Genomic DNA, 13470 nt, shown 5'->3' with positions numbered 1-13470 from the left:
GGCCGACGATGCCGGCGCCGTTTCATCGCGCCCGGTTAAAAACATTCAACTGCAGGCCGCAGGGGAAAACGGGATAATACGCGCCAGACATTGTCTACCGAATACAAAACGGCCAGGCCCACCCTGCCCAAGCCGTGATCGGAACCAGGCGCCACAAGGAGACCCGCAATGCCCCAGAGCCAGCCATTCGCCCGCACCGCCCGCCATCCAGGCAAGCCCGACCCGGTACGCATCGTCAGCCTGGAAGGCGGCGCCATGCACAAGACCTTCACCCTGGAGCCGGGCCGCACGCTGCGCGACGCCATGAGCATTCCGCTGGACGAGGCCGGCATCGCCGGCGGCACCGTGCGCTTTGAAAACCTGAAGGTGACGCCGCACCATTTCCTGATGCCGGCGGTGGCGGTGGACGACCAGCATGCCGCGTTCTACAGCGCGCCTTACGCCATCGAGGAAGGCACGGTCATCGAATTCGCCTGCGCCACCTATGGCCGCAAGGACGGCGCCCCCTTCGTGCATTGCCATGCCGTCTGGCGCGGCAGCGACGGCCAGCGCCAGGGCGGCCATATGCTGATGGACCAGACCATCGTGGCCGAAGCCTGCCAGGCGCAGGCCTGGGGCGTGCATGACGCCACCATGGCCACCAGGTACGATCCGGAAACCAATTTCACGCTGTTCCACCCCACCCGCCTGGAAGAGCGGACACACGCCGCCCAAGGCAAGCGCATCGTCCTGGCCCGCATCCGCCCGGATGAAGACCTGACCATGGCCATCGAAGAAGTCTGCCGCTCGCACGGCATCGGGCATGCCATCATCCGCGGCAGCGTCGGCAGCATCATCGGCGCCGATTTCGAGGATGGCCGCGTGCTGGAAGACCGCGCCACCGAGATCCTGGTGCGCTCGGGCGAAGTCAGGAGCGGCCCGCAAGGCCTGCGCGCGCAACTGGACATCGCGCTGATCAATCCGCAAGGCAAGGTATGCGAAGGCGTGCTGGCGCGCGGCCGCAATCCGGTGCTGATCTGTTTCGAACTGGTGATCGAAGAGCAATGACAATAAAAAACGTCGCCGTCATGATGACCGGCGACGTTCCGCAAGCCGCGGCCGGCGCGGCTTGCCCCCCTTCACTACTCCCCGCGCATGCCTGCGTGCGTTAAGCGCCGACCAGCTTCTTGAAGGTCGGCAATACCGCGTCGCCCTTGAACGGCTTGACGATCCAGCCCTTGATGCCGGCCGCCTTGCCGCGCTCCTTCATGATCGGCGAGTTCTCGGTGGTCAGCATGATGATGTTGACGCTGGCATTGCCCAGTTCGCCGCGGATCTTCTCGGCCATGGTCAGGCCATCCATGTTGGGCATGTTGACGTCGGAGACCACCAGCTTGATGGACGGATCGCCCTTCAACTTGCTCAGGCCGTCGCGGCCATCCACCGCCAGCGCCACGTCCAGCCCGTTCTTCCTGAGGAAGTCGCCGACTTCGGCGCGCACCGTGCTTGAATCGTCTACGACCAGAATTTGTGCCATGTTGTTGTCTCTCTAGATAGTCAAATTGAATTGCAATGGATAGTGCGGATGGTGCGGATGTTGGCTCAGAACAGTTCCAGCTCGCCGGTGCCGGCATCGGCCTCTTCTTCCGACACGGAAAAATCCATCTCCGCATAGGCCGATACGCACAGCGTGACGTGGAAACGCGGCGCCTGCGGCATGTCCACCGCCAGATGGCGGAGATGCCCGAGATTGAGCGTCTGCAGGTAAGCCGCGCAGTTCTTGTCGATCACGTTCGGCGTCGACATGCCCAGGTGCGGGAAGAAACGCCCCAGGTCGCGGTTCAGGATGCCGCAGCACAGGTTGCCGCATTCGGCGATGGCATCCATGAAGGCCTGCTCCGACATCTCTTCCGGGGCGACCCGGTTCAGGCGCGCGAAATGCGCCTTGGTGGCGGCGTCCGGCGTGAAATAAAACATCACCATCAGGCGGAACAGATAAGACGACACCGTCAGCACCACCATCTTCTTTTCGCTGATGGCGGAGATATCGTCGATGGCCGACATCCCGGCCTCGGTATCGGCAGGCACCAGGCTGGTCCTGAGCGCTTGCCGCAACAGCGTATCGAAACCGTCCTTGGCGGATTGGCTGATCATATCTCGCACTCCATCGTCAGGCCGCCTCGGCCAGCGCTTCCCGGGTCCGCTTGTTGATCAGGTCCAGCCCGATCACGGCGCCCATGATCATCTTGCCGCCGGCTTGCAAGTCCTGGAAGGTGGTGGTGGTGATCAGGTCGTTCTGGTACAGGTTGGCGCGATAACTCTTGGACAGTTTCTCGGCGCGCTGCGCCAGGTCGCGCACTTCCGACGCCACCACCGCGAAACCGCGGCCGTGCGCGCCGGCCCGGGCCGCTTCGATGGAGGCATTGAGGGCGACGATGATGACCTGGTTGACGATCAGCGCGAACTCGTCGTTCTTGCGGTGCATCTCGCGGTTATGGGAAATGAGCACGTTCATGTCGTCGTGCCAGCGCTCGAAGGTGCGCATCAGGCCCAGCAGCTTGGAAATCGTGTCCTGCGAGGCCTCGCAGTTTTCCATCACGCGCGCCATGCTTTGCGAATTCTGCTGGCTCAGATTCGCCACCAGCGCCTCGCTTTCGCCGCGCATCTCGGCCATGCGGCGCTCGCTTTCCAGGCGCTCCGCCTCGGCGTTCTGCCGGTGCTCGGCCACCTCACGCTGCTGCGCTTCCAGCGTTTCCTGCACGCTGCGCTTCAGGGATTCCACCTGCGCCAGGTCGATCATGCGCGCCGCGCGGGCCTTCTGGCGGCGCCACAGCAGCGCCATCGGGATGCCGGCCAGCAAGGCGCCCAGCGCCAGGAAAAGTATCGGGTTCCACACCATGACATTCATTTCTCACCACCATCGCTTCACATCTGCGCCAAAGCGCGCAATCCTGCAACACCGGGCCGGACACGGCCCCTCATGCCACCCGGGGATCGCCGCCCTGCGGCAGATTCACCGCCGGCGCGGCCTGTTCCTGGCCAGCCACGGGATATGGCACGTCGATGCCATCCACTTCCACCGCCACGCTCTCGGGCAGCATCACGATGATCTGGAACGCGCGGAAAGCGGCGCCTTCATCCTGGCCGGTGAAACGGATCTCGATTCTGCCCTGCTCGCGGGTGACGAAGTCCAGCACCGCATCCATGCCCACGCCGCGGCCGGAAACATCGGTCACTTCGCTGCGGGTCGAAAATCCCGGCTGCATGATCAGGTTGGCCAGTTCAACATCGGTCATGGCCTGGTCGACGCCGATCAGGTTTTTCTCTACGCCGATCTGCCGCACCCGCTCCAGCGCCAGCCCGCGGCCGTCATCGGACAGCGCCATCTGGAACATGTTGTCCATCACGCCCATTTCCAGCCTGATCGTGCCGGCTTCCGGCTTGCCCCCGGCCACTCGCTCTTGCGCGCTTTCCAGGCCGTGGTCCATGGCATTGCGGATCAGGTGCATGAACACGTTCTGCAGCAGCGGCGAGGCGAAGCTATGCACCACATAACCGTTGTCCTCGATCTCCACCACCGGCGCCGCCTTGCCCAGGTCGGCCGCCAGCGCAGGCAACGAAGCGGTCACCGGCGCCAGCACGTCCTGCACGCTCTCGGTGCCCAACAGGCGCAGCGTGCGGCGTACTTCGTTGCGCACCGCCACCAGCTCGTGCAGGTTCGCCGTATTGACGGTTTCCAGGCGCTGCAGGCTTTCCTGGATGTACTTGCGGTCGATGGTCATGATGTGGCGCTCGTAGCCGGCGCCCGCTTCGCCCGGCTCGGCGGCCGCGCCGCGCCCCAGCGTGACGTCGTTGATGCGCCCATAACGGTCGATGATCTCGCGCACTTGCGCCAGCTGCAGCAGCAGGTGCCCCTGGTTCCAGACGGCGCCGGTCTGCGGATGGCGCAGGTCGTCGTAATGCTGCTCGGCATCGTGCACCACGTTGGCCAGGTGCAACAGGCCGTAAGTGCGGCCATTGCCCTTGATGGTATGCATGTTGCGGAACAGCTTGGCGATCGCAAAGGCGGTGGCTTCCGGGTTCTGGTGGACGATCTGTTCGTTCTCGTCCAGGAAGCGGCGCGCGCTGCCGATGAATTCGCCGAACTTGGACGGCGCCACGGCCAGGATCTCGCCGATCATTTCCAGTTCGCGCTTCTGTTCGTTGGCTTCGGCCGCCAGCTGGCGCAGCTCGGTGACGTCGCGCACGCACAGCATCAGGCGGATCACCGTATCGTTGCCGTCGGTAATGGGCGACCACGACAAATCGAGGATCTTCTTGCCGCCGCCGGCCATGGTCTTCTCGACTTCGCCCACCATCAGGTGTTCGTTGAATTCGAAGTTCATCACGTCTTCGCCGATGCAGGCGCCGCCGATGGCTTCGATCTGCGACAGCGTATCGGCGCCCAGGTTGGTGCCGGAGAACACCAGCTCCATCACGTCGCGGCCGGCAATGTCGGCGGTCTCGAACACGGTTTCCAGGAAGGCCGAATATTCGGGGTGGATCTTGTTGCCGTCGACGATGGTCAGGATGCCTTGCGGGATGTTCTGCAGCATGGCCTGCATGTCGGCGGTCTTCTGGCGCACCTGCGCGGAAGCCTCTTCGATCTTTTCCACCATGCCGTTGAAGGCGACGATGGAGTGGCCGACCTCGTCCATGCGCTGCACCGGCAGGCGGCGGGTGAAGTCCTGGCTGGCGGCGATCTCGCCCATCATGCTCGACATGCGGCTGATCGGGCCGGTGATCTGGCGATACAGCAGGAAACCGATGCCGGCCAGCAGCAGCACGGCCACCGCAGTGACGATGGAAATCGTGGCCGTGGTCGACGACAGCTTGCCGTTGAGCGAGGTGATGGCCGCGTCCTTGAAACGGTTCTTCTCGATGCGCAGGGTGTTGACGATGCCTTCCAGTTCGGTCTGGTACTGCATCACCCCGCCGAAGAACTGCGCCTGGGCGATCTCGTTCTTGCCTGCGAGCTTGAACTTGGCGGTGTTGTCGATGGCGCCGAAGTAGTTATCCAGGCTCTCGCGCGCCTGCTCGACCAGGCCGCGCTGGGCGACGCCGTCGGCATGCTGGGCCTGCATCTCCAGGGCCTTTTCCAGCGCCGCCTTTTTTTCGGCCAGCTTTTCGTTTTCCTGGGCTACCAGCTGGTTGTCGGCTTCGGTGACCATCACCATGGCCGCCAGTTGCACATCCTTCAGCTGCCCCATCAGGTCGGACGAGGCCAGCACGCTCGGCATCACCCCTTCCGTAACCGACCTGACCTCCGCCGCGCTGTCGCGAGACTGGATCATCGCGTAGCCGCCGATGCCGGCGATGGCGATGAATGTAAGTATGACGAGCAGCGTGATGCGCAGACGGATGGTCATTGAGTTCCCCTTGTGAAGGCGATCCGTGGCGCGGGTTCACGATCATCCCTGGAAAGTGAACAAAAAATCAGGCCGTAGCGGACGCGGGGCGGATTGTTGCATCGAAGTATTACGACTCAATGACAATAGAATTTCCAAGTCATGCCAAGAAATACGGCTCGTATTTTGGGGGGACAAGCCTGTTTGTTTTTGGTGTGTGGGGGGAACGCGCAGCAGGCGGCCGGCCGATCGACGGCGGCTCCCGGGGCGGGCCGCCTGGCGGACATGTCCCAGCCTGGGGGGCAAGAAATAAAGCGGCGGCCTCAGCGCGATGGCCGCTTGCCGCTCCACAGCTTGAGCGCCAGCGCCACCCACACCAGCAGGAACAGGGTATTGCATGGCAACCAGATCATCTGGGTCCAGACATAGTCGCTAACCCAGCGCGATACCGTCTCGCGGCAGCCGCAATACTGGTCGGCATACAGCAGCTCTCCCGATTCGCGCGCCGATGCGTATTGCGCCCACAAGAAAGCCAGCATGAGCGGGATCAGGACCACGCCGAAGGCGCACCACCGCCTGGTTTTGCGCTGCCGCCGGCGCCAGTCGGTGCCGCGCGGCGGTTTTTTCCCCTCCGGTTCGCGCGGAGGCATGCCTGACGCGCCCCCGCATCCGCTCATCGCATCGCTGTGCATTTTTTCCCCTTGCACGTGCATGTGTTTTACGCCCCTGGATCTCCGTACGGCCGCCTGCTAGACGCCCTCCGCCGCATGACGATCGCCTGCCGGCCGCCCTGGCGGGAAGCCGGTATTTCTTCGCATCTGGATGAACATATCGGACAGGCAGGACGCTTGCCCAGGCAAGCGTGTCCGGATGGGCTGAACCGGGGAGAAAACCCCGGCTCGCATTTCAGCGGTATCGGCCGATGGCATGGATATTCCATGCAGAGCCGCCGCCAATGTCTATTCGAGCGTCAAATCAGGCCATCCCCATGAATGGCCATCATTTGCTCTCGCAATAGGAGATTTGCCCAGAACCAATACGATACGTTTCGTCTCGGATTCTAGGTGCAAATTATCTAGCACTCAACAAAATTTACGATTGTTAGCTCGAATATTTACTCAGTCCTGTGATGACGCTGTGACGGAATGCTCAAGGGCGATCGTGCCGAGCACCAGCTTCAATTGCGCATTGACCTGGCGCTCATCGATGTCGGCACTGCCGGTAAGAAGCCGCTGCAACAAGGGGGCGTACAGCAGATCGAAAACCAGGTCCAGGTTGAGATCGTCCCTGAACTCGCCGCGTTGGGCGCCGCGGCGCAGTGCTTCCACCAGCGCCGAACGGCGCGGTTCCAGATAGTTGTCATTGAAGATGCGCATGGCATCGCCATCGAACTGCGCCAGCGCGATCATCTCCCGCACCACACGCCCGCTCTTGCCGCGAAACAACTGCGCCAGGCGGGTGACGTGATCTTCGATATCCTGGCGCGCGGAGCCGCTATCGCCAATCGACGGCATCGGCTCGACCGCGCGCAGCAGCGCTTCCATCGCCAGCGCGCTCTTGTTGGGCCACCAGCGATAAATGGTCGCCTTGCCCACGCCTGCGCGCGTGGCCACACCTTCCAGCGACAGCTTGTCAAAGCCGATCTCCTCCAGCATCACATAGGTGGCGTCGAGGATGGCGTCGTGGCTGACCGCGTTTCTGCGGCGGCCGGTGGCCGGATCGGAAATGAAGGTGAGAGAAATGATGTGCTCCAATGACAATTGCAGGTAATCCGTGTTGTATAACGGCATGCCTTGCTACAACTTGAGCATTTTTGCCGGCAAAAACAGGAAATTGTTGCAACAAACCCGGAGCAGCTTTGCCTGGCGCCGCCCAGGAACAGGCAGCGCCTCACATCATGAAATATTTAATCAAATAAAATCAAATACTTAAAAACGATAATTAAAGTGATTTATTAAATTTATTCTCACCCTGATCGCGGCTATTTCAACGGCCGAATGCCTCCTGCCGCCTCAATGTTGGGCAGTAACACCATCCAGCAGCCGCCCTGTACGACTCAGGCGCGGCAGGTAGCCGCGCTCGGCATCCAGTGAAAACGCAATGCGACGGGTGCGCCCCATCAGCTCATCGCGGCCGAAGAAGCCGTAATAGCGCGAGTCGGCGCTGTTGTCCCGATTGTCGCCCAGCATCAGGTAATGCTCGGCCGGCACCACCACCGGACCATAGCTGCTGCGCAGGCTGGGATGCGATTGCGACAAGCGCACCAGATGGGACATATCGCCCAGGCGCTCATCGCGGTAGGCGGCCTCGTCGATGCCGTCACCGGCTTGCGCCTTGACCGCGGCATGGCTGTAGCTGGCGGCCTGGCCATTGATATACAGGACGTTGTCGCGCAGTTCCACCACGTCGCCGGGCAGGCCGATCACCCGCTTCAACAGCAGTTCGCCAGCTTCCTTCGAATCGACGGTCACGATATCGCCGCGCTGGGGTTCGCCCAGGCGGGCGATGCGCAGATGCGTCAGCGGCACGCGCAGGTCGTAGGCCGTCTTGTCGACCAGGATGCGGTCGCCGACCAGCACCGTCGGCAGCATCGAACCGCTGGGCACCACGTTGTAGTCGGCGATGGCGCTACGGAATACCACCATCAGCGCCATGAACACCAGCACGCCCTTGTATTCGCCCAGCAGGCTCTTGATCGGTTTCATGGGATTTTCCTTGTCGATTGGCAATGGATTGGATATGGGAATCACAATGCGGCAGAGGACGATCCGGTTGACCGCCCTCTGCCGCATGACAGCCGTTATCGTATCGTTTTCAGCGCCACTGTGCCGGCGCCGAGCGCAATGGCGAAGCCGGCAGCTCCCAGCTCATGGGCACGCCGGCGATGGACAACGGCGTACGCAAGCGGCGCGCCGGCCCCCAGACGGTATTTTCCACGGCCGTCCCCAGATCGCCGGGCTGTTCGGCCGCGAACGCCGGTTCGGCGCCTGCCGGACGGTGCGCCGCCAGCAATTGCGCCGCCAGCAATTGCGCCGTGCGCGCCAGCGACAGGCGATACTCGCCGCCCTGCCCGGCCTGCTGCCGGCGCACCAGGCCGCGCAGCGCCGAGGCGGCCATCAGGTAGCCGGTAGCGTGGTCCAGCGCCTGCACCGGCAACGGGGTCGGCTGGTCGCGGCCCAGCAGGCGCATGCCGGCATCGGCGATCCCCGAACTCATCTGCACCAGGCTGTCGAAACCGCGCCGGCCGGCCCAGGGGCCGCTCCAGCCGTAAGCATCCAGCGCCACATCCACCAGCGCCGCATTGAGCTGGCGCCGCCGCGCCGCGCCCAGCCCCAGATGCTCCAGCGCCTGCGGACGGTAGCCATGCACCAGCACATCGGCCCGGGACAGCAGATGTTCCAATACGCGCCGGTGATCGGGCCGGCCCAGGTCGAGATGGGCGCAACGCTTGCCCAGCGTCATTTCCGGCACCACGCCCGGCTCGTCCCAGGAGGATGGATCGATGCGCAACACCTCGGCGCCGAAAGCCGCCAGGAAGCGCGTGGCAGTCGGCCCGGCCAGCACCCGCGTCAGATCCAGCACCCGCACGCCCGCCAGCGGCCGCGCCGGATCGGCGGGCGTCGTGCGTCGCCAGCCGGCGTCGAACGCCTGGCGCCCGACCAGCGATTCGGCGGCAACCGCCATCCCCTGCGGGTGGACGGCCCATTGCGACTGGCTGCGCATCTCCGCCGCGCATCCCTTGTTGCCCACGATGGCAGCCTCCAGCTCGCCCGCCTTCCAGCGCGCCACGGCTTGAGCCACCTGTTCGCGCGACGCTGGTTGCGCATCCAGCCCCAAGACCTGCAAGGCTGCCGCCCGGTGATGCGGCGCATTGGTATGCAACCGGATCCAGCCGTCGGCGCTGCGGTAGTCGCCCGCCACCGAATCCCACAAGGCCGGCGGCGTCCAGCCCTGGGCCCGCAGCGAGCCGGAAAACCACATCGAGGCCAGCCGCCGGTCGCATTCCACCGACGGCAACGGGCCGCCTGCGGCCTCGGCCAGTTCGGCGACCGCCAGTCCGGCAGCGGCCAGCGAGGCTTGCGCCAGGTCGCTGGCGGCAAACACCGAGGGCAACGCGCCGTCGCCAACCAGGCGCACGCTGGAGAGCATGGCTTGCGGGCCGTCCAGCGCGGCCCAGATTTCGGCCAGCATGGAGGCGGCCACCGGTGTGGTTGTCGTGGCGGCAGATTCTTGGGGCATGGCGAACTCCTTCTTGTGATCGTCCGGAATTGAGGATGAGGGCAGCTTAATCCCTCCGGCCGCCCTGTCAATCGCCGCCGCACAGCCAACCGTGGCGCGGCGGGTCACAAGCCGGCATCCCGGCGACGAGCGCCAGCAGCCGAAAGGTTAAAATCCCGGGATATGGAGAGCGCATGAAAATCCTGATTGTCGAAGATGAACAAAAGATGTCCGATTACCTCTGCAAGGGCCTCACCGAGCAAGGGTGCGCGGTCGACCTGGCATCCAACGGCATCGACGGCCAGCGCCTGGCGATCCAGCACGACTACGACGTGATCGTGCTGGACGTGATGCTGCCGGGGCTGGACGGTTTCTCGGTGCTGCGCTCGCTGCGCACGGTCAAGCAGACCCCGGTCATCATGCTGACCGCGCGCGACAGCGTGGAAGACCGCATCAAGGGCTTGCATGACGGCGCCGACGACTACCTGATCAAGCCCTTCTCCTTCCTCGAACTGCTGGCCCGCCTGCAGGCGCTGACGCGCCGCGGCCGCTCGCAGGAACCGGCGCAGCTGCGCATCGGCGACCTGCAGATCGACCTGATCAGCCGCAAGGCCTTCCGCGGCGCCGCTCGCATCGACCTCACTGCCAAGGAGTTCGCGCTGCTGGCGGTGATGGCGCGCCGCCAGGGCGAGATCCTGTCCAAGACGGCGATTGCCGAACTGGTGTGGGACATGAATTTCGACAGCAACACCAATGTGGTCGAAGTCGCCATCAAGCGCCTGCGCGCCAAGATCGACGCCCCGTTCGACCAGAAGCTGCTGCACACCGTGCGCGGCCTGGGCTATGTGCTGGAGCCGCGCGCCGCGGCCGACGTCGTGGCGGACTGAACGCGCCATGCAGCATTCCAGCCCAGCCCCCGAGCGGCCGCAACGCTTCCTGCCGCGGCGGCAGTCGATCACCGCGCGACTGGTATGGATGTCGGCGGCGTCGGCGCTGTTCATCTTCGCGCTCACCGGGATCGTGCTCTACACCGTGCTCAAGGAAGAGCTGCTGCGCCACGAGCGCGACGGCCTGGTCACCACCTTGAACGACATCAGCTTCCAGATCTCGCGCGCCGGCAACACCGAGCGCTGGTCGCGCGTGCAGCTGAAACTGGCCGCGCTGTCGCAGGCCGACCAGCGGGTGTCGTTCTGGATCTCCGGCGACGATGAACGTTTCCGCTATGGCGACCTCTCGCGCCTGCAACACGAGACGATCGAGCATGACAACAATGCCGTGGGCATGCTGCGCCTGGCGGGCAAGGAATACCCGCTGCACACCATGACGCGCACCCTGCCCGCGTTCGAGGAACGGCCCGAAGTGCGGGTGACCGTCGGCATCGATACCGAACCCTATTTCGCGATGCGGCGCACCTTCCTGATGGCGACCTTCATGTTCTCCCTGCTGGGCATCGTGCTGGCGGTGATTTCCAGCTACTGGATCGCCCGCGCCGGGCTGGCGCCATTGCGGCGCATGTCGGCGCACGCCCAGGGCTTCTCGCCGCGCAAGTTGTCGGCGCGCATGCCGGTCGGATCGCTGCCGGAGGAATTGTCGGTCCTGGCGCACGCCTTCAACGGCGCGCTGGAACGCATCGAGGATGCCTATACCCAGCTGGAAGCCTTCAACGCCGACGTCGCCCATGAGTTGCGCACGCCGCTGGCCAACCTGATCGGGGAAACGCAGGTGGCGCTGGCGCGCGAGCGCAGCGCCGGCGAGTTCAAGGACGTGCTGCAATCCAACCTGGAGGAGCTGGACCGCATCCGCTCCATCATCAACGACATGCTGTTCCTGGCGCGTTCCGACCAGGGCGAGGCCGCCACGTCGCTGGTGCATGCGCGGGTGGCCGACGAGGTGCAGAAGACGGTCGACTTCTTCGAGTTCGTGCTGGACGACGCCGGCATGGACATCGCCGTCAGCGGCGACATTCAATCCACGGCAATGATGGAGACGGCGCTGTTCAGGCGGGCGCTGACCAACCTGATCCAGAATGCCATCCAGCATTCGCCGGCCGGCGCCCTGATCCGCATCGACATCGCCGCGCAAGAGGACGGCGTGCGCATCGCCGTCACCAATCCCGGCCAGCCCATCGACGCGCGCCATTTGCCGCGCCTGTTCGACCGTTTCTACCGGGTCGACACCGCGCGCCAGGACATCAACGGCAGCCACGGCCATGGCCTGGGGCTGGCCATCGTCAAGGCGGTGGCGCGCATGCATGGCGGCCGCGCCTTCGCTTCCAGCGCGGATGGCTGCAACAGTATTGGATTCACTATTTCCCAGGCTTGACGCCCTAACCGCCGTCATCCCGGCGAAGGCCGGGATCCAGCGTCGTTCAGCGTTCCGGGATATGCAGCAAGCGTCTGCAGCAAGCGTCGCTGGGTCCTGACTTTCGTCAGGACGACAGTGTTACTCAATACCCGCGCCGCATATCCACATTGGCAGGTATCTCGCCGGTCTGGCGGTAATGCCGCACATTGCCGGCCACGATCGCCGAAGCCGTCTCGCGATTGGTCGGCGCCGAGCAATGCGGCAGCACCGTGACATCGGGATGGTCCCAGTGCCAGCTGTCGACCGGCAGCGGCTCGGTGGCGAACACGTCCAGCACCGCATGGCGCAACGCGCGCGCATCCAGCGCAGCGCGCAACGCCTGGTCGTCGACGATGGGCCCGCGCGCAAAATTGATCAGTTGGGCCTGCGGCGGCAACAGCGCCAGGCGCTGCGCATTCAGGAGGCCGCGGGTGTCGCCGGTAAGCGGCAGCAGGCACACCAGGATATCGCTCATGGCCAGCATCTCGGCCAGGCCCGGCTCGCCGCTGAAGGTGCGCACGCCGGCCAGCTCGCGCCGCTTGCGGCTCCAGCCGCATACCTTGAAACGCGCCTGCAGCAGCGCCTCCGCGGCCGCCTCTCCCAGCGCGCCCAGCCCCAGGATGCCAACCGTGCGCTGCTCGGGCAGCACATATTGCTCCGCCTGCCAGAGGCGCGAGCGCTGGCGCTGCGCATACAGCGGCATGTCGCGATGCAGGTAGAGCGTCCACGCCAGCACCGCTTCGGCCATGGTGGCGGCCAGCCGGGGATCGACCAGGCGGGTCAGCTGCAGGCTGCTGTCGCCGAGATCCTCGACCAGCCGTTCGACGCCGGCCCATACGCTATGCACCCACTCCAGCTGCGGCAGGCGCTTGAGTTCGGCCGGATCCGGATTGGCCACCACCGCCAGCTTGCATTGCGCCCGTTGCGCCGCGTTCAGTTCGCCCATCTCCACCACGCACTCGCCCGGCATGGCCGCGCGCAGCGCCTTGAGCCAGGCCTGCACCGCGGCGACATCGCCCTGGCTGACGAAAGGGATCGGCGCCATCGCCGGGCCAGCCGCCCCGCTCATTTGGCGTAGACCTGTTCCAGGCTGCCGAAGCCCTTGACCTCGATCGGATTGCCGAACGGGTCCAGGAAGAACATCGTGGCCTGCTCGCCCGGTTCGCCGGCGAACCGTATCTGGGGCTCCAGCACGAACTCCACCTTGCCGCTGTCGCCCAGGCGGGCAGCCAGCTGCTTCCAGTCGTCCATGGCCAGGATGATGCCCAGGTGCGGCATCGGCACCATGTGGTTGCCGACCCGGCCGGTATTGGAAACCGCAAAAGGCTCGCCCAGGTGCAGCGATAACTGGTGGCCGAAGAAATCGATGTCGACCCAGGTGTCGGTGCTGCGGCCTTCTTCGCAGCCGAGCAGGCCGCAATAGAAGCCGCGCGCCTGGTCGAGGTCGCGCACGTGATAGGCCAGGTGGAAGATCGATTTCATGGGGTTCCCTCGATAGCAAAAATGAACAGGTACGGAAAGGGCCTTAGGATAGCCGCTGCCC

General features: G+C 64.6%; 13 protein-coding genes. 3 read left to right on the top strand and 10 right to left on the bottom strand.

The features are described from left to right. Positions 1–168 precede the first annotated feature (168 nt). Positions 169–1047: a PCC domain-containing protein gene (locus FB597_RS04730; protein WP_141916922.1), complete on the top strand. Its 879-nt coding sequence runs from the start codon at positions 169–171 to the stop codon at positions 1045–1047. 100 nt (positions 1048–1147) lie between these two features. Here the strand turns inward: FB597_RS04730 and FB597_RS04725 are convergent, their stop codons facing one another. The 8 genes from FB597_RS04725 to FB597_RS04690 form a co-directional block, all read right to left on the bottom strand. After that, positions 1148–1516 carry a response regulator gene (locus tag FB597_RS04725; protein ID WP_141916919.1) on the bottom strand — a complete coding sequence of 123 codons (369 nt, stop codon included), beginning with the start codon at positions 1514–1516 and terminating at the stop codon, positions 1148–1150. A 65-nt stretch (positions 1517–1581) separates the two neighbouring features. Then, positions 1582–2133 (bottom strand): hypothetical protein, encoded by a 552-nt coding sequence (locus FB597_RS04720; RefSeq protein ID WP_141916917.1) that lies wholly within the window; start codon positions 2131–2133, stop codon positions 1582–1584. Between the two features lie 16 nt (positions 2134–2149). Beyond that, positions 2150–2878: a methyl-accepting chemotaxis protein gene (locus FB597_RS20550; RefSeq protein ID WP_144768406.1), complete on the bottom strand. Its 729-nt coding sequence runs from the start codon at positions 2876–2878 to the stop codon at positions 2150–2152. A 79-nt stretch (positions 2879–2957) separates the two neighbouring features. Beyond that, positions 2958–5387 (bottom strand): ATP-binding protein, encoded by a 2430-nt coding sequence (locus FB597_RS04710; protein WP_141916915.1) that lies wholly within the window; start codon positions 5385–5387, stop codon positions 2958–2960. Between the two features lie 302 nt (positions 5388–5689). Beyond that, positions 5690–6016, bottom strand: a complete 327-nt coding sequence (locus FB597_RS04705) for a hypothetical protein (RefSeq protein ID WP_255464054.1) — start codon at positions 6014–6016, stop codon at positions 5690–5692. A 468-nt stretch (positions 6017–6484) separates the two neighbouring features. Then, positions 6485–7156, bottom strand: coding sequence for a TetR/AcrR family transcriptional regulator (locus tag FB597_RS04700; protein WP_141916913.1), 672 nt, complete (start codon positions 7154–7156; stop codon positions 6485–6487). Between the two features lie 222 nt (positions 7157–7378). Next, entirely contained in the window at positions 7379–8071 is a 693-nt protein-coding gene (gene lepB, locus FB597_RS04695) for a signal peptidase I (protein WP_141916911.1), read from the bottom strand. 109 nt (positions 8072–8180) lie between these two features. Beyond that, entirely contained in the window at positions 8181–9605 is a 1425-nt protein-coding gene (locus FB597_RS04690) for a CoA transferase (protein ID WP_141916909.1), read from the bottom strand. A gap of 173 nt (positions 9606–9778) precedes the next feature. On the opposite strand from FB597_RS04690, the gene FB597_RS04685 reads away from it, so the two are divergent. Further along, on the top strand, positions 9779–10471 hold the full coding sequence (locus FB597_RS04685) for a heavy metal response regulator transcription factor (protein WP_141916907.1): 693 nt from the start codon (positions 9779–9781) through the stop codon (positions 10469–10471). Positions 10472–10478: 7 nt separating this feature from the next. After that, a complete protein-coding gene (locus FB597_RS04680) occupies positions 10479–11906 on the top strand; it encodes a heavy metal sensor histidine kinase (protein ID WP_141916905.1) in 1428 nt (475 codons plus the stop codon). A 124-nt stretch (positions 11907–12030) separates the two neighbouring features. On the opposite strand, the gene FB597_RS04675 is transcribed toward FB597_RS04680, so the two are convergent. After that, positions 12031–12996, bottom strand: coding sequence for a glyoxylate/hydroxypyruvate reductase A (locus FB597_RS04675; RefSeq protein WP_141916902.1), 966 nt, complete (start codon positions 12994–12996; stop codon positions 12031–12033). After that, a complete protein-coding gene (locus tag FB597_RS04670) occupies positions 12993–13409 on the bottom strand; it encodes a VOC family protein (RefSeq protein WP_141916900.1) in 417 nt (138 codons plus the stop codon). The genes FB597_RS04675 and FB597_RS04670 overlap by 4 nt, the downstream gene beginning before the upstream one ends. Between the last annotated feature and the right edge of the window lie 61 nt (positions 13410–13470).

This window comes from Herbaspirillum sp. SJZ099 (assembly GCF_007828355.1).
Lineage (GTDB): Bacteria > Pseudomonadota > Gammaproteobacteria > Burkholderiales > Burkholderiaceae_D > Herbaspirillum.
Note: the sequence above shows the minus strand (reverse complement) of the source record. Positions and strands in the feature narration are given on the sequence as shown.